General features: G+C 66.6%; 22 protein-coding genes. 17 read left to right on the top strand and 5 right to left on the bottom strand.

The window, feature by feature from the left end:
- Positions 1-62 precede the first annotated feature (62 nt).
- The 6 genes from GV161_RS30150 to GV161_RS30125 all read left to right on the top strand — a co-directional run bounded on the left by GV161_RS30150 (position 63) and on the right by GV161_RS30125 (position 4,639).
- Positions 63-776 (top strand): glutathione S-transferase family protein, encoded by a 714-nt coding sequence (locus GV161_RS30150; RefSeq protein WP_152012950.1) that lies wholly within the window; start codon positions 63-65, stop codon positions 774-776.
- A complete protein-coding gene (ilvN, locus tag GV161_RS30145) occupies positions 773-1,309 on the top strand; it encodes an acetolactate synthase small subunit (protein WP_110489027.1) in 537 nt (178 codons plus the stop codon). Before GV161_RS30150 ends, ilvN begins: the two co-directional genes overlap by 4 nt.
- 20 nt (positions 1,310-1,329) lie before the next feature.
- Entirely contained in the window at positions 1,330-2,604 is a 1,275-nt protein-coding gene (locus tag GV161_RS30140; RefSeq protein ID WP_152012949.1) for an NAD(P)/FAD-dependent oxidoreductase, read from the top strand.
- On the top strand, positions 2,601-2,819 hold the full coding sequence (locus GV161_RS30135; RefSeq protein WP_152012948.1) for a hypothetical protein: 219 nt from the start codon (positions 2,601-2,603) through the stop codon (positions 2,817-2,819). Before GV161_RS30140 ends, GV161_RS30135 begins: the two co-directional genes overlap by 4 nt.
- Before the next feature lie 66 nt (positions 2,820-2,885).
- Positions 2,886-3,626 carry an AraC family transcriptional regulator gene (locus GV161_RS30130; RefSeq protein ID WP_152012947.1) on the top strand — a complete coding sequence of 247 codons (741 nt, stop codon included), beginning with the start codon at positions 2,886-2,888 and terminating at the stop codon, positions 3,624-3,626.
- 287 nt (positions 3,627-3,913) lie between these two features.
- Complete coding sequence (locus GV161_RS30125; protein WP_152012946.1) at positions 3,914-4,639, top strand: haloacid dehalogenase type II; 726 nt, start codon at positions 3,914-3,916, stop codon at positions 4,637-4,639.
- A 13-nt stretch (positions 4,640-4,652) separates the two neighbouring features.
- Here GV161_RS30125 and GV161_RS30120 read toward each other — a convergent pair whose 3' ends face one another.
- Positions 4,653-5,207 (bottom strand): DUF924 family protein, encoded by a 555-nt coding sequence (locus tag GV161_RS30120; RefSeq protein WP_193219501.1) that lies wholly within the window; start codon positions 5,205-5,207, stop codon positions 4,653-4,655.
- Between the two features lie 146 nt (positions 5,208-5,353).
- On the opposite strand from GV161_RS30120, the gene GV161_RS30115 reads away from it, so the two are divergent.
- From GV161_RS30115 to GV161_RS31005, 7 genes are all read left to right on the top strand, one after another.
- A complete protein-coding gene (locus GV161_RS30115) occupies positions 5,354-6,004 on the top strand; it encodes a TetR/AcrR family transcriptional regulator C-terminal domain-containing protein (RefSeq protein ID WP_152012944.1) in 651 nt (216 codons plus the stop codon).
- Positions 6,005-6,038: 34 nt separating this feature from the next.
- A complete protein-coding gene (gene ilvC / locus GV161_RS30110) occupies positions 6,039-7,058 on the top strand; it encodes a ketol-acid reductoisomerase (RefSeq protein ID WP_100963369.1) in 1,020 nt (339 codons plus the stop codon).
- A 189-nt stretch (positions 7,059-7,247) separates the two neighbouring features.
- Positions 7,248-7,442 carry a hypothetical protein gene (locus GV161_RS30105; RefSeq protein ID WP_152012943.1) on the top strand — a complete coding sequence of 65 codons (195 nt, stop codon included), beginning with the start codon at positions 7,248-7,250 and terminating at the stop codon, positions 7,440-7,442.
- A gap of 26 nt (positions 7,443-7,468) precedes the next feature.
- A complete protein-coding gene (locus tag GV161_RS30100) occupies positions 7,469-7,690 on the top strand; it encodes a hypothetical protein (RefSeq protein ID WP_152012942.1) in 222 nt (73 codons plus the stop codon).
- 282 nt (positions 7,691-7,972) lie between these two features.
- Entirely contained in the window at positions 7,973-8,800 is an 828-nt protein-coding gene (locus GV161_RS30095; RefSeq protein WP_152012941.1) for an AraC family transcriptional regulator, read from the top strand.
- A 90-nt stretch (positions 8,801-8,890) separates the two neighbouring features.
- Complete coding sequence (locus GV161_RS30090; protein WP_152012940.1) at positions 8,891-9,271, top strand: DUF1127 domain-containing protein; 381 nt, start codon at positions 8,891-8,893, stop codon at positions 9,269-9,271.
- Positions 9,272-9,296: 25 nt separating this feature from the next.
- The gene (locus tag GV161_RS31005; RefSeq protein WP_193219500.1) at positions 9,297-9,449 is read left to right on the top strand and encodes a hypothetical protein; all 153 of its coding nucleotides are present in this window, start codon (positions 9,297-9,299) and stop codon (positions 9,447-9,449) included.
- Positions 9,450-9,509: 60 nt separating this feature from the next.
- Here GV161_RS31005 and GV161_RS30085 read toward each other — a convergent pair whose 3' ends face one another.
- Both GV161_RS30085 and GV161_RS30080 read right to left on the bottom strand, forming a co-directional pair.
- Complete coding sequence (locus GV161_RS30085; protein ID WP_152012939.1) at positions 9,510-9,878, bottom strand: helix-hairpin-helix domain-containing protein; 369 nt, start codon at positions 9,876-9,878, stop codon at positions 9,510-9,512.
- Positions 9,879-10,081: 203 nt separating this feature from the next.
- On the bottom strand, positions 10,082-10,618 hold the full coding sequence (locus GV161_RS30080; RefSeq protein ID WP_201303065.1) for a DedA family protein: 537 nt from the start codon (positions 10,616-10,618) through the stop codon (positions 10,082-10,084).
- Positions 10,619-10,808: 190 nt separating this feature from the next.
- On the opposite strand from GV161_RS30080, the gene GV161_RS30075 reads away from it, so the two are divergent.
- Together GV161_RS30075 and GV161_RS30070 are read left to right on the top strand one after the other, a co-directional pair.
- A complete protein-coding gene (locus tag GV161_RS30075; protein ID WP_152012938.1) occupies positions 10,809-11,678 on the top strand; it encodes an ABC transporter ATP-binding protein in 870 nt (289 codons plus the stop codon).
- Entirely contained in the window at positions 11,675-12,466 is a 792-nt protein-coding gene (locus GV161_RS30070) for an ABC transporter permease (RefSeq protein ID WP_152012937.1), read from the top strand. The genes GV161_RS30075 and GV161_RS30070 overlap by 4 nt, the downstream gene beginning before the upstream one ends.
- Here the strand turns inward: GV161_RS30070 and GV161_RS30065 are convergent.
- Positions 12,363-13,388, bottom strand: coding sequence for a LysR family transcriptional regulator (locus GV161_RS30065; protein ID WP_152012936.1), 1,026 nt, complete (start codon positions 13,386-13,388; stop codon positions 12,363-12,365). The two genes, GV161_RS30070 and GV161_RS30065, sit on opposite strands and share 104 nt — an antisense overlap.
- Positions 13,389-13,481: 93 nt before the next feature.
- Between GV161_RS30065 and GV161_RS30060 the strand changes: the two genes are divergently transcribed.
- Together GV161_RS30060 and GV161_RS30055 are read left to right on the top strand one after the other, a co-directional pair.
- Positions 13,482-14,450, top strand: coding sequence for a carbon-nitrogen hydrolase family protein (locus GV161_RS30060; RefSeq protein WP_152012935.1), 969 nt, complete (start codon positions 13,482-13,484; stop codon positions 14,448-14,450).
- 62 nt (positions 14,451-14,512) lie between these two features.
- The gene (locus GV161_RS30055; protein WP_152012934.1) at positions 14,513-15,919 is read left to right on the top strand and encodes a DUF3592 domain-containing protein; all 1,407 of its coding nucleotides are present in this window, start codon (positions 14,513-14,515) and stop codon (positions 15,917-15,919) included.
- Here GV161_RS30055 and GV161_RS30050 read toward each other — a convergent pair.
- Positions 15,916-16,428, bottom strand: coding sequence for a hypothetical protein (locus GV161_RS30050; protein WP_152012933.1), 513 nt, complete (start codon positions 16,426-16,428; stop codon positions 15,916-15,918). The two genes, GV161_RS30055 and GV161_RS30050, sit on opposite strands and share 4 nt — an antisense overlap.
- Between the last annotated feature and the right edge of the window lie 97 nt (positions 16,429-16,525).

Below are 16,525 nucleotides of genomic sequence, written 5' to 3'. Positions count from 1 at the left end.
CGCGGGATCGTCGTTCCGTGTCTCGATAGCGTCCGCGCTCCCTTCGCCGGATGGAGCGCGCCATGAAGCTGATCATCGCCAACAAGACCCATTCCTCCTGGTCGCTGCGGCCCTGGCTCGTCCTCAAGCAGTTCGGCATTCCCTTCGAGGAAGTCCTGATCCCGTTCGGGCCGACCATGGACGATCCCGACTGGAAGCGGGCCGTTGCCGAGTACACGCCGGCCCGCAAGGTGCCCTCGCTCGTCGACGGCGCGATCGCGGTTTGGGACTCGCTCGCCATCGTCGAATATCTCGCCGAGGCGCATCCGGAGCTGCCGATCTGGCCGCGCGACAAGGCGGCGCGGGCGCTGGCGCGTTCGATCTGCGCCGAAATGCACTCCAGCTTCACCGCCTTGCGCGGTGCCTGCCCAATGAACCTCGCCTGGGTGCATCCGGTGCGCGATCGCGGCGAGGCGGTCGCGGCCGACATCGCCCGCATCACCGAGATCTGGCGCGATGCCCGACAGCGCTTCGGAGCGGGCGGCGACTTCCTGTTCGGGGAATTCAGCGCGGCCGATGCGATGTTCGCGCCGGTGACAACCCGCTTCACCACCTATTCGATTGCGCTCGATCCGGTCAGTGCCGCCTATGTCGCGGCCGTGCAGGGCACTGCCGGCTTCAAGGCCTGGCGCGAGGCCGCTTTGGCCGAGCCCTGGATCGTATCCGTAGACGAAGTCGACGAGCCGATCCTCACCGATTTCCGCCCAAATCTCAGCCGAAGCCGAGCCCAGACATGAACACGACGCATTATCCCAGCGCCCCGACCGCACAGCCGATCGCCCGCCATACGCTGGCGGTGATCGTCGACAATGAGCCGGGCGTTCTTGCCCGCATCGCCGGGCTGTTCTCCGGCCGCGGCTACAACATCGAGAGCCTCACCGTCTCGGAGACCGAGCACGAGAAGCACCTCTCGCGCATCACCGTCGTCACCTCCGGCACGGCCAACGTGATCGACCAGATCAAGGCGCATCTCGACCGGCTGGTGCCGGTGCATCGCGTCGTCGACCTTACCTTGCAGGGCGAGGCGATCGAGCGCGAGCTCTGCCTGGTCAAGGTCGTCGGCAAGGGCGACTACCGTGTCGAGGCGATGCGGCTCGCCGCGTCCTTCGGCGCACGCACGCTCGATGCGACGCTGACCTCCTTCGTCTTCGAGCTCACCGGCGCGACCGAGGAGATCGAGCGCTTCATCAAGCTGATGACGGTGGTTGGGCTGACCGAGGTCTCGCGCACCGGCATCGCGGCGATGAGCCGCGGCGCGGAGGCGATGTGAGCCGGTAAGCTCACTGCGGCATGAGTCGCAGCCTTACGATCGCGATCATCGGATGCGGAACCGCGGGGCTGGCGGCTGCGCTGCTGCTCGAACGAGCCGGCCATGCCGTCACGCTGGTCGAGCGCTTCGGCGAGCCGCAGTCGCTCGGCTCCGGCCTGATCCTGCAGCCGACCGGGCTCGCGGTCCTCGATGCGCTCGGCCTTGCCGCGCCGCTGATCGCCGCCGGCAGTCGGATCGACCGGCTGTTTGGCCTGAACGCCGTCACGGGCTCGGTGGTGCTCGATGTGCGCTATGCCGCGCTGAAGCGCGAGCGCTTCGGCGTCGGCATCCATCGTGCGGCGCTGTTCGAGACGCTGTTCACGGCCGTGCAGAAGCGGCAGGTCGCGATCGAGACCGGGGTCGAGGTCGCCGACATCGATGCCGCTGCTGACGGCAGGGTTTTGCTGGTTGCGGCAAGCGGCCGCCGCATCGGCCCGTTCGATCTTGTTGTCGATGCCTCCGGCACGCGCTCAGCCCTGCTCGGCCATGCCGCCCGCCCGGTGACTCGCACGCCGCTGAGCTATGGCGCGCTCTGGGCCAATGTCCCGCTCGGAGGGACGGACTTCGACCGCCGCGCGCTCGAACAGCGCTATCGCCGCGCCAGCGTGATGGTCGGCGTGCTGCCTATCGGACGCCATGGCAGCGAGCCGGAGCCGCAGGCGGCGCTGTTCTGGAGCCTGAAAGCGGATGCGCTCGACGCCTGGCGCAGCGCCGGGCTGGCGGCCTGGAAAGCCGAGGTCGAGCGCGTCTGGCCCGCGACCGCGCCGCTGCTCGACCATATCGTCGCGCCGGAGCAGCTGACCTTCGCGAATTATCGCCACCGGACGCTGCCGCGACCCTACGGCCGGCAGATCGCCTTCATCGGCGATGCCGCCCATTCGACTAGCCCTCAGCTCGGACAGGGGGCGAACATGGCCCTGCTCGACGCCTATGCGCTCGCCATGGCGCTGAGCGATGCCGCCGATCTCGACGCCGCGCTGCTTCGCTATGCGCAGCTTCGGCGCTGGCATGTCCGGCTCTACCAGGCGGCGAGCCGGATGTTCACGCCGTTCTACCAGTCCGACAGCGCCGTGCTGCCATTGATCCGCGACCGGGTGGTTCCGCCGCTGGCGCGGCTGCCCGGCATCGACCAGATGCTGGCGCTGCTGGTCTCGGGACTGATCGGCGATCCCTTGCGAAGGCTGGGGTTGAAGGAGCCCGCGATTGCTGCTGAAAGCGATGGTCCGGCCCTCGCCGGGGAGGGGGCGGAGCGGTGACGATCGGACTCAATGAAATCTCGCTCGGGCTCGGCGCCATCGGCTTTGCCTGTTTCGCCTGGCCGATCTATCAGCGCCTGACCGGCAAGGCCGAAGCCGAGCCGCTGGGCTCGGGCAAGAGCCTGCGTTCGCCGCTGTGGTGGGCCGGCTTCGTGCTGACGGTGGCGGCGATCTTTCTGCAGCGGATCGCGGCGCAGCAGGCGGCGGGCGGCTGAGGCTCTTGATCGCCCGCTTCAATCGGCGGCAAATGGGCGGCATGATCTCTTGCGCGTGAGCAGGTGATGTCGATCCAACTCGAACTCCGCAGCTATCGCGGCGGCGACCGCCACCGCCACGACTACAGCCAGATCCTGCTGCCGATGCAGGGCGCGATGCGGCTCGATGTCGAAGGGCATCGCAGCGTCGTGTCGAGCAACTGCGTCGCCATCATTCCGCGCGAGCACGAGCATGATTTCGTGCCGACCGCCGATTGCAGCATGCTCATCCTCGATGTCGAGGCGGGAGCCTTCGCCGGCGAGGCCGAGCCGGCGCTGCTGCGCGATCTCGTTCCGTCGCTGACGCGGGTCGAGCCCTGGCTGTGGCGGATGTTCCGCCAGCTCGGCGCCGAGGTCGAAGCCGGCGCCTGCCGGGCCGAGGATGCCGCCCGGATGGCGATGGCGGGGTTGCAGCTGATTCAGCCGACCGTCACGCCCCGACCGTTGTCGCGCGCGGAGGGCCGCGTGCTCGATGTCGCCCAGGAGGGTGGGGCCGGCAGCATCGTTGAGATGGCGAGGGCCGCCGGCCTCGGCCAGAGCCGGTTCCATGCCCTGTTCCGCGCGACGACAGGCCAGTCGCCGAAGCAATCGCAGTTGACCCGGCTGTTCGACGCTGCCGCCGAGCAGTTGGTCGCAACAGCATTGCCGGTCTCCGAGATCGCCTACGGTCTCGGCTATCAGAACGCCTCGTCCTTCAACCGGCAGTTCAGGCGACGCTTCGGCCTGACTCCGTCCGAGTTCCGTGCCGCGAGCCGGAACGGCGGCTGATTTCTCTTTGCCCTCGCCCGCCATCAAACGCGTGGTCATCCCGGACAAGCCGCCGAAGGCGGCGCCGATCCGGGACCCATTCCGGAGCCTTTCCGATCAAAGTTCCGGAATGGGTCCCGGGTCTTCGCTTCGCTACGCCCGGGACGACCCGCAGATGATTGGGCTCAGGGCGAGCGCTGAGCTGACGAGCGCAGCTTCGGTCAAGTCATTCGGAGTCTCGCCTCATCACGGCCGGGCGGGCGGTCGCTATGGTCCATGCGACTCCGCATCCACGAGGATCACCAAAGATGAAACTCACCGATTTCAAGGTTCTGACCTTCGACTGCTACGGAACGCTGATCGACTGGGAGACCGGGATCTGGAACGCGCTGCAGCCGCTGATCAGCGCTGGCCGGCTCAAGCTCGACCGGGAAGAGGCGCTGGCGCGCTTCGGGAAGATAGAGAGCGAAGTTGAGGAGGCGGGGCCGTCGCTGCGCTATTCGACGCTGCTCGCTGCGGTCCATGCCCGGCTCGCCAGGGATCTCGGCGTCAACATCCACGCCGACTTGAACGAGCGCTTCGGCGGCTCCGTGCCGGATTGGCCGGCTTTCCCTGACTCCGCCGAGGCGCTCGCCTATCTGAAGCAGCACTACAAGCTGGTGATCCTCTCCAATGTCGATCGCACCAGCTTCGCTGCCAGCAACCGCAAGCTCGGCGTCACCTTCGATGCGATCTACACCGCCGAGGATATCGGTTCCTACAAGCCCGCCCCGCGCAACTTCGCCTATCTGCTGGCGCATCTCGAGGCCGATCTCGGCCTCAAGGCCGGCGACGTCCTGCACACCGCGCAGAGCCTGTTCCATGACCACGTCCCGGCCGAGCGGGCGGGGCTGGCGCGCGCCTGGATCGACCGGCGCTTCGGCATGGTCGGGAGCGGGGCGACGCAGATCCCCGCGAACCAGCCGAAGGTCGACTTCCATTTCAAGAGCATGGCCGAACTGGCCGAGACTCATCGGAAGGCCGCAGGGGCCTGACTAAGCCGGCTGATCAACCGCTGAAGCCGCCATCATCGAGGAAGCGCTGCTCCTCGGTCGAGCTCTCTCGGCCGAGGACGGCGTTGCGGTGCGGGAAGCGGCCGAAATCGCGGATGATGTCGCGATGGACGATCGCCCATTTGGTCGAGTCGTCATCGCCCGAGGCTTCGCTCAGCGCGACGCAGCGCTCCTGGTCGGCAAGATCCTCCGAGTGCATGAACGGCATGTAGAGGAAACGCTTCTCCGGATTCTCGAAAGCCTCGTCGAAGCCGCGCGCGATCGCCCGGCCGGCGACCTCGCGCGCCAGCGCATCGGCGGCGAAGGCGTGGGCCGAACCGCGATTGAGATTGCGCGGGAACTGGTCGAGCAGGACCAGCAGCGCATAGACGCCCTCCGGTGTTTCCTCCCAATCCGACAGCTCGCCGCGCGCGGCGGCGTCGACCAGCGGCCGAAAGCGCCGGGCGATCTCGGCGTCGAAGGTTTCGTCCTTGGCGAACCATTTGTCCGGGCCGGCTTGCCGCCAGAAGGCGAGGACCTTGGCGGCTGCGGGCGGGGTAGGCTGTGTCATGGCGGGCTCCGGCAAGGCTCTCTCGCGGAGAAGATATAGGTGCCCTGGCGGCTCAAGTAGCGATGAAATTTCTCCGATGTGCTCTTGCGCCCCGGCAGGCCGTGCGGTAGATGCCAGAACCGTAACGTACGGTACTCTCCGGATCGATGAGCGACACCGCAACCCATAGCCAAGGCGAAGCGCTGAGCGAGCGGCAGCAGGCCGTGCTCGACGCCGTGCTGGCACTGATGGTGGAGCAGGGCGATCAGCTTACGATGACGGCCGTCGCCCGGCGGGCGAGCTGCTCGAAGGAGACGCTGTATAAATGGTTCGGTGATCGCGACGGCCTTTTGACCGCGACGGTCCAGTGGCAGGCGTCCAAGGTCCGGGCTGACAATTACGACCGCCAGGCGCTCGATGCGGCGACGCTGCGCAAGAGCCTGCGGGATTTCGCCGAGAACTGGCTCACCGTGATCACGAGCCAGACCTCGATCGCGCTCAATCGCGCTGCCATCGGCCATGCAGCCTCGGGCAAGAGCAATCTCGGCGGCATCGTGCTGGCGAATGGACGTTTCGCCATCGGCGAGCGATTGAAGCCGGTCCTCGAGGCTGGTCGCGCCGCGGGACTGCTCGATTTCGATGACGCCGAGACGGCGTTCCGTACCTTCTTCGGCCTGGTCGGCCGCGATGTTCAGATCAGGTTGCTGCTGGGCGATGCGCTCGCCGCCGGCAAGGCCGAGATCCAGCACGACGCGGCCCGGGCCACCGATCAGTTCCTCGCACTTCACGGGCGGCCGAAGACCGCACCGAAAGCCTGAAGCCAAGAGATCAACCCAAGGAAGGACGCATCCAATGCGCGTTTATTACGATCGCGACGCCGACATCAACCTGATCAAGGGCAAGAAGGTCTGCATCGTCGGCTACGGCTCGCAGGGCCATGCCCATGCGCTCAACCTGCGCGATTCCGGCGTCAAGGACGTCATCATCGCCCTGAAGGCCGGCTCGGCCACCCGCAAGAAGGCTGAAGAGGCCGGCTTCAAGGTCATGACCCCGTCCGAGGCCGCCAAGGTCTCCGACATCATGATGATGCTGACCCCCGACGAACTGCAGGGCGACATCTACCGCGACGAGCTGCACGCCAACATGAAGGAAGGCGCCGCCCTTCTGTTCGCGCACGGCCTCAACGTCCATTTCAACCTGATCGAGCCGCGCAAGGACCTCGACGTGCTGATGGTCGCGCCGAAGGGCCCGGGCCACACCGTCCGCTCCGAGTATCAGCGCGGCGGCGGCGTGCCGACCCTGATCGCGATCCACCAGGACGCGACCGGCAACGCCCATGACCTCGGCCTGTCCTACGCCTCGGCCAATGGCGGCGGCCGCGCCGGCATCATCGAGACGACCTTCAAGGAAGAGTGCGAGACCGATCTGTTCGGCGAGCAGGTCGTGCTCTGCGGCGGCCTGGTCGAGCTGATCAAGGCCGGCTACGAGACGCTGACCGAGGCCGGCTACGCTCCCGAGATGGCCTATTTCGAGTGCCTCCATGAAGTGAAGCTGATCGTCGACCTCATCTATGAGGGCGGCATCGCCAACATGAACTACTCGATCTCGAACACGGCCGAGTATGGCGAGTACGTCACCGGCCCGCGCATCATCACCGCCGAGACCAAGGCCGAGATGAAGCGCGTGCTCACCGACATCCAGTCGGGCAAGTTCACCCGCGACTGGATGCTGGAAAACAAGGTCAACCAGACCTCGTTCAAGGCGACCCGCGCCCGCTATGCCGCCCATCCGATCGAGGAAGTCGGCGCCAAGCTGCGCGACATGATGCCCTGGATCAAGGCGAAGGCCCTGGTCGACAAGACCAAGAACTGAGGCGAGCACCGGACTTCGCACGCGGATTCAGCGCTGTGCGAAATTGATTCCGGAAGGGCACGCAACTCTTTGAAAATCAAGGAAACGGGCGCTCGACAGGGCGCCCGTTTCGCGTTCGAGGAACCACTCGCGGGAACCGCGTCCCGCTGCGGGCGTTGATGCTCCAGTCAATACATGCAGGAGCGTGCGATGACCGGCCAGGACGAACTGAGAGAGAGGGCGATCGAGCGGCTGCATCAGCGCCATGCCCGCCATGCCCGCCATGGGCTCGCCGATGTCGCCAAGCCGGTGTCGTGGGAGGATCAGTTGCCTATCCTGCTGCTGGGTGGATTTCTCGCCGTCACGCTGCTGGCGAGCGTGCTCATGCACGCCGTCGGAGGCTGATGACGAAGGACCAGACGGAGGCCGTCATGCAAGACGACGTCAAGGTGCGCGAGGCGCGCATTCCGGAGAAGGGCGGCGAGCCGATCCCGCCGATGCGGGCGGATGTCCATTCCGACACCGACCCGGCGGTCGAGACCCCGGTGGAAGCGCGCCAAGGCTTCCTCGACCGGCCCGTGCTGGTTGTCCTGGTCGCCGGACTGGCGCTGGCGATGGTCGGCTGGGTCCTTGCCGAGATGTGGGCCTATTGAGCCGAGTTCGGCCTGACACATCCAAGACGAAAGACATGTCCTGACGAAGCAATTTCAAGCTGAACAGATGGAGGCGATGATGACACCGATCCGATCGATGCCTGCGTCCCAGGGTTTTCAGTTCAAGTTCGCGCATCTGGCGCTGGGCGCCTCGTTCGCCCTGCTGACAATGATCGTCTTTGGCGTGCTGTAGTTCGCCACGGTGCAAGAGCCGGTCGGATCAGGCCAACGCAGCCTGGCCGGGCCGGCTCTCTTTTTTTGAGCGCGCCGTGGAAGGCAGGGATGTCGCAATTCTCGGTCAGCAAGCTCCTCGACAGCGAGATCGTGCTGGTGCGCGATATCGTCTGCTCCGGCGAATGCCGGCATCGCAGCGACGAGGAATGCACGCATGCGACCCATCTCGTCTTTCCTTATCGTGGTATCTTCGTGCGCCATGTCGGGCGCGAGGATACGGTCGCCGAGAGCAACCAGATCCTGTTCTTCAACCCGCATGAGGGTTACCAGGTCAGCCACCCGGTTCCGGGCGGCGATGCTTGCCTCGATCTGCGCCTCAGCGAAGACACTCTGGACGAACTCGTGCCGGCAAAGATGCTGCGCAAGGGGGCAATGTCCTTCCTGACGCAGCGCCGACGGATCGACCCGCGCGCGCAGGTGCTTGTGGCCCTGCTGCGCCATAGTCTGCAGCGCGGCGTTGCCGAGCCGCTGGAAGCGGAGACCTTGGCGTTGACGCTGGTGCGGCGCGCCTTGGGCGAACGCACGTCTCATGCGGCCGGAGCCTCGCTCGGCCGGCGCAAGCTGGTCGACCGGGCCAAGCTGGTGATGGCCTCCGATCTCGCCCGGCGCTGGACGCTGGCCGAGATCGCAAGGGATGTCGGGGTCTCGCCGGTCTACCTCACCCAGGTCTTCGCCCAGGTCGAGGCCGTGCCGCTCTATCGCTATCAGTTGCGCCTGCGGCTGGCGCGGGCGCTCGACCTGCTCGGCGATTATGACGACCTGACCCAGCTCGGACTCGAGCTCGGTTTCTCCAGCCACAGTCACTTCAGCGCCGCCTTCCGGCAGGCCTATGGCCGCACGCCGACGGAGTTCCAGCGCTCGCTCGATCTCCGCTGACAGAAGCTGACACTGATCGCGAAAGATTCTGACAGCGGCTGTCAGCGCGAAGGTGTCCTGTCTCCATCACCACAACGACGGAGACAGGTCATGATCAGCTTCATCATCGGATCGGCCAAGCCCGTGCTCGCAATGGTCGAGGGGCTCGGCCGTATTTTCGGGGCGATCGGCCACTGGCTGCAGTCGCGCCGCGACTATCGCACGCTCTGCGACATGACCGAGCGCGACTTGCGCGATCTCGGTTTGCGCGACAGCGATCTGCGCGACGCGACGGCCGCCCCGTTCTTCGGGGACCCGACGGCGATCATCTCGCTGCGCGCCGAGGAGCGGCGCGGCCTTGCGGGCGGAGAAAGCGTCGACCAGGTCCTGCGCGGACTGAGCGCGGGAGCGCCGGCCCGGCCGGAGCGGATCGCTAAAGAATCCGACAGCGCCGTAAGCAGCCGGGTGGTCTTTCTCAGGGCGGCCGAATGAGCGGCCCCCGAGAAGGAGGAAGGCCATGAGTGGAACTTGCGCAGCCTGCGATTGCGAACTCGACGAGACCCCCATCAAGGTCACGATCGGCGGCAACACCGTCGAGGTCTGCTGCGACGATTGCGCCCGGGCGCTACGGGAGGCCGATGCCTCGCAGGCGCAGGCGAGCGGGCACTGACCTCGCGAAAAACGAAAGAGCCGGCCGCGAAAGCGGCCGGCTCGTCTGTTCTGGTCGGGATCAGAAGGTGATGCTGTCCTTGATGTCGGCCTCGACGTTGGAGGGCAGCACGCTGCGCTTCACCAGATCGTCGAAGTTCTTGAACTTCGCCTTGGCGCGCTCCTCGACGATCTTCTTGGAGCGGGCCTCGCCGATGCCCTTGAGCTGCTCGAGCTCGGCGGCGCTGGCGGTGTTGATGTTGACCTTCTTGGCCTGAGCCTGGGTGGTCGGAGCAACCGGCTTCGCGGCCGGAGCGGTCGGGGCGGCAGGCGTGGTCACGGGCGCAGCCGGCTTGGCCGGGGTCGTCGGCTGGGTCGCGGTCTGTGCGAGGGCCGGGCCGGCGGCGAGAGCGAGCGCGGCGAGGCCGATAGCGAAACGAGACATCGTCATGGCGTGGACTCCTGTAAGCCCTGCCCGGGGGAAGCTGCGCTGCGCGGATGCCGGGCCGTCCGCGCCGCCGCGCCGGTTATGAACCGGAGGATCCGGTCTCGACGCGATGGCCGGACTTTCGGCCGGCGCGGCTGAACGTGATCTGAGGCGAGCGTTCAGCTGCCGTTGTGCTCTTCGCCGGATTTTCGCCGCGATTGCCGGAGCTATTTGGCGGTGAACTGCATCATGTATTCGGAGAAGCGCCCGGCGCCGTAGATCAGGCCGAAGCCCCAGGCGAAGGACGCTGCGAAATTCGCGACCTGGAAGGGCCAGAACGGCATCTTCACGATGCCGGCGACGAGCGCGACCACCGCCCGGATCGGCCCGAAGAAATGGCCGATGGCGATGCCGAGCACGCCCCATTTCTCGAAGAAGTCATGGCCACGCTGGAGCAGGGCCGGATTATTGCGCAAGGGCCAGTAGTCGCCGACGCGCGGGCCGACAACGAGGCCGACCCAGTACGAAATCCAGAAGCCTGAGGCCGCGCCGAGCGCTGCCGCAAGCGAGAGCGGCACGAGGTTGAGGCCGGAGGCGCCGGCGATCGCACCGAAAGCGGTGAAGAACACAGTCGCAGGCACCAGCCAAGACAGGATCGCGACGCATTCGGCGAAGGCGATGAGGAAGACGATCGGCGCGGCCCAGTACTGGTTGACGCGCATGAACGCGACGAGCTCGTGCATCCATTGGTCGAACGGGGGCATGGGCTAGCGATTCCTCCTGCAGCCAAGCCAGCGATAGAGCAGAAGCGTCGATTTTTCGCTACCCGACGACTCGGGTGCGAGACCGGATGCCGCGGGCGGGTTGCCTTCGCCCGATGATTGCCTAGTGTTCGCGACGAACGGAAATAAGCCGCGCGCCGGGACGGCGCCGACGGCAGGGGACGGGATATCCATGGAGTCCAAGGTCAGCCCGCCCGCCAATGCGGGTGCGGCAGAAGAGCAGCCGGCGGTCAGGCTCGCCGGCATCGACATCACCTTCCATCTCCAGGGCGGCAGCCGCTACCAGGCGGTGAAGGGCATCGATCTGTCCGTCGCACCCGGAGAGTTCGTCTCGGTGGTCGGGCCGACCGGCTGCGGCAAGTCGACCCTGCTCAACGCTGCCGCCGGGCTGCTGACGCCGTCCGCCGGCAAGGTCACGATCTTCGGCCAGCCGCTCTCGGGCCTCAACCGCCGCGCCGGCTATCTCTTCCAGCAGGACGCGCTGATGCCGTGGAAGACGGCGCTCGACAACGTCAAGGTCGCACTGGAGCCGATGGGCGTCTCGGATGCGCAGGCCGACAAGCGGGCGCGCGACTGGCTCGGTCGCGTGGGCCTGCGCGCCTTCGTCGAGCGCTATCCGCACATGCTCTCGGGCGGCCAGCGCAAGCGCGTGGCCCTCGCGCAGATGCTGATCCGCGATCCCGAGATCCTGCTGATGGACGAGCCCTTCGGGCCGCTCGATGCGCAGACCCGGCAGATCATGGGCAATCTCCTGCTCGATCTCTGGAGCCGCGACCGCAAGGCGCTGATCTTCGTCACGCACGATCTCGAGGAGGCGATCGCGCTGTCCGACCGGGTCGTGGTGATGACGGCCGGGCCGGCCGCCGGCATCGTCGCCGATTACAAGGTGCCGCTGGCGCGTCCGCGCGACATCGCCGAGATCAGACTGGAAAAGGCCTTCCACGAGATCCATCGCGACATCTGGGCCTCGCTCCGGGTCGAAGTCCAGAAGGCCTATGCCATGGGCGAGGGCAAGGAACTGGTCGAGGGAGCCGCGTCATGAACCGCGTCAAGCTTCTCTCGCTCCAGATCCTGGTGATGATCGTTTTTCTGGCGATCTGGCATGTCGTCACCACCACCAGCCTGTTCGGCGACATCAAGACGACGCAGTTCTTCTTCTCGACCCCGGCCGACGTGCTGGCGCGGACCTGGAAGCAGTTGACCGGCGCCGACATCTACTACCATCTCGGCATCACCCTGACCGAGACCGTGCTCGCCTTCGTGATCGGCTCGGCCGCTGGCATCTTCTTCGGCTTCGCCTTCGCCCGGAACGAACTGCTGGCGGCGGTGTTCGATCCCTACATCAAGGCGGCGAACGCCCTGCCGCGCGTCGTGCTGGCGCCGATCTTCGCGCTCTGGTTCGGCCTCGGCATCTGGTCGAAGGTGGCGCTCGGCTTCACGCTGGTGTTCTTCATCGTCTTCTTCAACGTCTACCAGGGCGTGCGCGAGGTCTCGCCGACGGTGCTGGCCAATGCCCGCATGCTCGGCATGAACGAGCGCCAGCTCTTCCGCCATGTCTATTGGCCGTCGGCGTTGACCTGGATGTTCTCATCCTTGCACACCTCGGTCGGCTTTGCGCTGGTCGGCGCCGTGGTCGGCGAATATCTCGGGTCGTCGGCCGGGCTCGGCTACAAGATCCACGAGGCCGAAAGCGTCTTCGACGTTACCGGCGTGTTCTCGGGCATGCTCATTCTGGCGATCTTCGTGATCCTGATCGATTCGATCGTGACGCTGGTCGAGAACCGGCTTCTGGTCTGGCGGCCGGGTCAGAGCTCGACCACCACGACCTGAGCGGAACGCCTTCAGCCGACAAGCGCTCCTTTCGGCCTTGGGCCGCACGCCGTGGGACTGGATGGCTTTCGATCAACGCCAGGAAAGCGGTGACGACCGGGCGTAGCGTCTCGGCCGGCAGGCTGACCGCGTACAAGGTGCGGCGCAGATTTGGGCTGAGACGGAGCGCGGTGATGCCGCTGCCGTCGTCGAGCGCGAGCTCTGGCATGATCGTCAGGCCGAGCCCTTCGCGCACCATGCTGAGCAGGGTCGTGTTGTCGCGAACGAGACAGGTGATCTCGGGATGGCTGGACGCCGCAGCCAGCAACTCCTGGATCAGGGTCTCGCAGCCGCCGCCCGAGAGCAGCATGCGCTGTCCGTCCAGGGCCTTCAGCGACACCGAAGCACGCGCCGCGAAGGCGTGGTCGAACGGGACGACGACGAGATAGTCGTCGGAGAAGACCGGCCGCGCCGCCAGTTCCGGATGGGTGCGGCTGGTGATGCCGATCTCGACGACGCCGGCCTGTATCCAGGCCGTCACCTCCGGATCTGTGCCCTCGTACAATGTCACCGCGATGCCGGGGTGCTCGGCGCGCAGGCGGCGCAACCAGCCCGGAAGCAGCCGGACGCCCGCGCTCTGCACGACGCCGATCCGCAAGGTGCCACTCAACCTGCCGGCGAGCCCACCGCAGATGCTCAGGCGCGCGACGGCAGCGAGCGCGGCTCGCGCCTCGACCAAGGCGGCTTCGCCGGCAACCGTCAGCGTCAACCCGTCGCGCCCGCGCAGAAGCAGGGGCGTGTTCAAGGCTCTTTCCAGCGCGGCGACTGCCTGACTCACCGCCGATTGAGTGAGGCAGAGGCGGTCCGCCGCCATGGTGAAGCCGCCATGCTCGACGACGCCGGCAAAGCAGCGCAACTGCACGAGAGTGACATTAGCTGGCATGATCCACGGCCATCGTGACGATTAATTGGACTGATTGATTGCCCAGCCTTACCCCGGCCCCCGCAACTCACTCAAGACCGGGATCGGGAGACGATGACCAACGCCGCAGACAGCCTGACCGTGGGCCTCGCCCAGATTGCCCCGATATGGCTTGAGCGCGACGCCACGCTCGCGAAGGTCGTTGCCTGGATCGAGCGCGCTGCGCAGGCCGGCTGTGGCTTCGTCGCCTTCGGGGAGGCGCTGGTGCCGGGCTATCCCTTCTGGATCGAGCATACCGACGGTGCGCGCTTCGAATCGCCGCTCCAGAAGGAGATCCACGCTCACTATCTCGACCAGGCGGTGCAGGTGGAGGCCGGCCATCTCGACGCGGTGTGCGCCGCCGCGGCGCGAGGTGGCATCGCCGTGATGCTCGGCATCATCGAGCGCCCGGCCGATCGCGGCGGGCACAGCGTCTACTGCTCCCGCGTGCATATCGGCACGGATGGAAAGATCGCCTCGGTGCACCGCAAGCTGATGCCGACCTATGAAGAGCGGCTGAGCTGGGCGCCAGGAGACGGGCACGGCCTGCAGGTGCACCGCGTCGGCCCCTTCACCGTCGGTGGGCTGAACTGCTTCGAGAACTGGATGCCGCTGTCGCGGGCCGCTCTGTACGCGCAAGGCGAAAACCTGCATGTGGCGCTCTGGCCGGGGAACCTGCGCAACACGGAAGGCACCACCCGCTTCCTGGCGCGCGAGGGGCGCAGCTATGTGCTGGCGGTGTCGGGACTGATGCGCCGGCAGGATGTGCCGCCAGGCAGCCCCGCTGCGGCCATGCTGGCGAGTTGCCCCGACATGCTGGCCGATGGCGGCTCGGGCATCGCCGGGCCGGATGGCAACTGGCTGATCGAGCCCGTGACCGGACGCGAGGAGCTTCTGGTTGCAACGCTCGACCATCGCGAGATCCGGCGCGAACGGCAGAACTTCGACCAGGCCGGACATTACGCGCGTCCGGACGTGACGCGTCTTGTCGTCAATCGACAGCGCCAGGGCATCGCCTCATTCCTGGACCAGGTAATGCCGTAGCTCGCCGGGGTAGGGAAAGCAGTCGGCGACCTAACGTAAGCTACGCTTGATTCCGCTCGCAGATGAGCGCCATCATCGCCCTTCCATCGTCGGGGGCGATCATGGAACTTGATGTCTGCGATCGCATCACGGCCGACCCGACGCGGGAGGACATCACCCGCGCCATCGACCAGCGCGGCGACGATCCCGACTGGTTCATCAACCTGTCCGATGATGACGGCTATGTCGAAGCGGGGCTGGAAGGGAAAGGCCGGTTCCGGCTGGCCTACCACTCGGGCAAGGCGCGGTTCGACGCGGCCGAGACGGTCGACGCGGCGACGCTGAAGCGGATACTCCTCGCCTATCTCGGCGGCGACAAGAGCTGGCGCGGCAAGCTGGCCTGGCAGCCCAAGGTCTCGCCGGCCAAGGCGGCTGAGGCCAGAGGCGAGCCGCCGACCTGGGCGGTGATAGCCGTCGTCGCCTCGTTGGCGCTGATCTTCGTGATCGCCGAGGTGCTGCCGGAGAGCTGGGTCGAGCGGCTGCCTTTCGCCGGAACGACCATGGGCAATATCGCGCTGATCGCGCTGCCGATGGTGGTGATGGTCGCCGCTATGGTCGTCAATGCCGTGCTCAAGGTCCGGCGCGCCAGCAACTGGTCGCAGGCGCCGGGGCGCATCATCCGCTCCCAGATGGCGGTGCGGCGGCCGCCCGTGGGCAACGAGATCGGCACCGCCGTCAACGTCCCCGCCGTGACCTATTCCTTCTCGGTCGGCGGGGTGACCTATCAGGGCACGCGAGTCAGCCTCGGCGACATCAGCGGCAAATATGCGCAAGAGGCGCTGGCGCGCTATCCGGCGGGCAGGAGCGTGACCGTCCATTACGACCCGGCCGATCCCAGCGACTGTGTCCTGGAGCGTGAGGCGCCGAAGGGCGCGGTCAAGGGTTGCGGCCTCGCGCTGCTCGTTCTCATGCTCCTGGTCTGGGGGCTCTACTGGGTGGCCACCGAGGGAGCCGAAGTCCTCAAGGCGCGCATGCCGGATGCGGATGTCCCGGTGATGCTGTTCGCCGGCCTGTTCGGCGCTGCGGCGCTGCTGTTCTTCATCGGCCACCGGCGCTATCTCGCCCGCGCCAATGCCTGGCCGGTCACTGCGGGGGAGGTCGTCTCCAGCACCGTCGAGCAGCGCCGCTCGACGGAGAACGGCAAGACGCGCACCACCTATCTCCCCGTCGTCGAGTTCGCCTATACCGTCGAGGGCAACCGCCTGCACAGCCGGCAGGTCAAGCTCGGCCTGGAGGTCTCGGGGTCGGAGAGCCTCGCGCAGGGGATCGTCGCTCGCTATCCGGCCGGCGCGCCGGTCGAGGTGCATTACGACCCGCAGGATCCGTCCAACGCGGCTCTGGAGAATCCGACGGAATCGAACTGGATCCTGCTCGGTGTCGCGCTCGCCTGCTTCGCCATTGCGCTCTATGCGAGCCGCATCTTCCGCTAGCCCGATTCGTCCGTGCTCTTCTGGCTCGGCGAGGCTCCGAGCATCCGTATCAGCTCGGCGTAACGCGGCATCAGTTCTTCGCGCCGCTGCATGTCGCGGTCGAACTGCTCCTGTTTGTCCGTCGTGCCGTTCTCGCCCTGTACCGCGGCGCTGCCCTGGAACATCTCGTCGAGCGCATGGGCCATGGTCCGGTCGCTGAGCCAAACGAGTTCCTGCTGCAGCGCCGTGTATTCCGTCATCAGCTTGAAGCGCTTTTCGACCCAGCTCGGCTCGGCCGGGCCGTCGATGCCGGCTCCTGGTGCTTGCGCGCTGGTGCTGCCCTGGGCGAGGGCGGTGCGAGCCTGGTCGGACAGGTCGAGGATGACGGCATCGTCCCGCTCAGGCGTTGCCGAGGTCACCGTGGCAGGCGAAGAGCTTGCCCTATCCGGAGCCGGCACGCCTGCCGAGGGCGCGCTCTGCGGAAGTTCATAGGGGAAAGGCGCAGTCCGGGCCGCTACTGCGTCCACCATGACCGTCTCCTGTTTCGTCCGTTCTGGTCGAAAGCCGTTATCGAGGCATCGTCGGGAGTTACTGCAACGGCCAGTGTGGAAGACCAGCTTTAACAAG

Origin of the sequence: Bosea sp. 29B, from assembly GCF_902506165.1 — a bacterium.
Lineage (GTDB): Bacteria > Pseudomonadota > Alphaproteobacteria > Rhizobiales > Beijerinckiaceae > Allobosea.
The sequence above is the reverse complement of the archived record's forward strand: the minus strand, read 5'-3'. Positions and strand labels throughout refer to the sequence as shown.

What these genes read in the sequence shown, in the direction of transcription:
- GV161_RS30150 (WP_152012950.1), top strand. Translation starts at nt 63, where the DNA reads ATGAAGCTGATCATCGCCAACAAGACCCATTCCTCCTGGTCGCTGCGG.
- ilvN (WP_110489027.1), top strand. Translation starts at nt 773, where the DNA reads ATGAACACGACGCATTATCCCAGCGCCCCGACCGCACAGCCGATCGCC.
- GV161_RS30140 (WP_152012949.1), top strand. Translation starts at nt 1,330, where the DNA reads ATGAGTCGCAGCCTTACGATCGCGATCATCGGATGCGGAACCGCGGGG.
- GV161_RS30130 (WP_152012947.1), top strand. Translation starts at nt 2,886, where the DNA reads ATGTCGATCCAACTCGAACTCCGCAGCTATCGCGGCGGCGACCGCCAC.
- GV161_RS30125 (WP_152012946.1), top strand. Translation starts at nt 3,914, where the DNA reads ATGAAACTCACCGATTTCAAGGTTCTGACCTTCGACTGCTACGGAACG.
- GV161_RS30120 (WP_193219501.1), bottom strand. Translation starts at nt 5,207, where the DNA reads ATGACACAGCCTACCCCGCCCGCAGCCGCCAAGGTCCTCGCCTTCTGG.
- GV161_RS30115 (WP_152012944.1), top strand. Translation starts at nt 5,354, where the DNA reads ATGAGCGACACCGCAACCCATAGCCAAGGCGAAGCGCTGAGCGAGCGG.
- ilvC (WP_100963369.1), top strand. Translation starts at nt 6,039, where the DNA reads ATGCGCGTTTATTACGATCGCGACGCCGACATCAACCTGATCAAGGGC.
- GV161_RS30105 (WP_152012943.1), top strand. Translation starts at nt 7,248, where the DNA reads ATGACCGGCCAGGACGAACTGAGAGAGAGGGCGATCGAGCGGCTGCAT.
- GV161_RS30100 (WP_152012942.1), top strand. Translation starts at nt 7,469, where the DNA reads ATGCAAGACGACGTCAAGGTGCGCGAGGCGCGCATTCCGGAGAAGGGC.
- GV161_RS30095 (WP_152012941.1), top strand. Translation starts at nt 7,973, where the DNA reads ATGTCGCAATTCTCGGTCAGCAAGCTCCTCGACAGCGAGATCGTGCTG.
- GV161_RS30090 (WP_152012940.1), top strand. Translation starts at nt 8,891, where the DNA reads ATGATCAGCTTCATCATCGGATCGGCCAAGCCCGTGCTCGCAATGGTC.
- GV161_RS31005 (WP_193219500.1), top strand. Translation starts at nt 9,297, where the DNA reads ATGAGTGGAACTTGCGCAGCCTGCGATTGCGAACTCGACGAGACCCCC.
- GV161_RS30085 (WP_152012939.1), bottom strand. Translation starts at nt 9,878, where the DNA reads ATGACGATGTCTCGTTTCGCTATCGGCCTCGCCGCGCTCGCTCTCGCC.
- GV161_RS30080 (WP_201303065.1), bottom strand. Translation starts at nt 10,618, where the DNA reads ATGCCCCCGTTCGACCAATGGATGCACGAGCTCGTCGCGTTCATGCGC.
- GV161_RS30075 (WP_152012938.1), top strand. Translation starts at nt 10,809, where the DNA reads ATGGAGTCCAAGGTCAGCCCGCCCGCCAATGCGGGTGCGGCAGAAGAG.
- GV161_RS30070 (WP_152012937.1), top strand. Translation starts at nt 11,675, where the DNA reads ATGAACCGCGTCAAGCTTCTCTCGCTCCAGATCCTGGTGATGATCGTT.
- GV161_RS30065 (WP_152012936.1), bottom strand. Translation starts at nt 13,388, where the DNA reads ATGCCAGCTAATGTCACTCTCGTGCAGTTGCGCTGCTTTGCCGGCGTC.
- GV161_RS30060 (WP_152012935.1), top strand. Translation starts at nt 13,482, where the DNA reads ATGACCAACGCCGCAGACAGCCTGACCGTGGGCCTCGCCCAGATTGCC.
- GV161_RS30055 (WP_152012934.1), top strand. Translation starts at nt 14,513, where the DNA reads ATGAGCGCCATCATCGCCCTTCCATCGTCGGGGGCGATCATGGAACTT.
- GV161_RS30050 (WP_152012933.1), bottom strand. Translation starts at nt 16,428, where the DNA reads ATGGTGGACGCAGTAGCGGCCCGGACTGCGCCTTTCCCCTATGAACTT.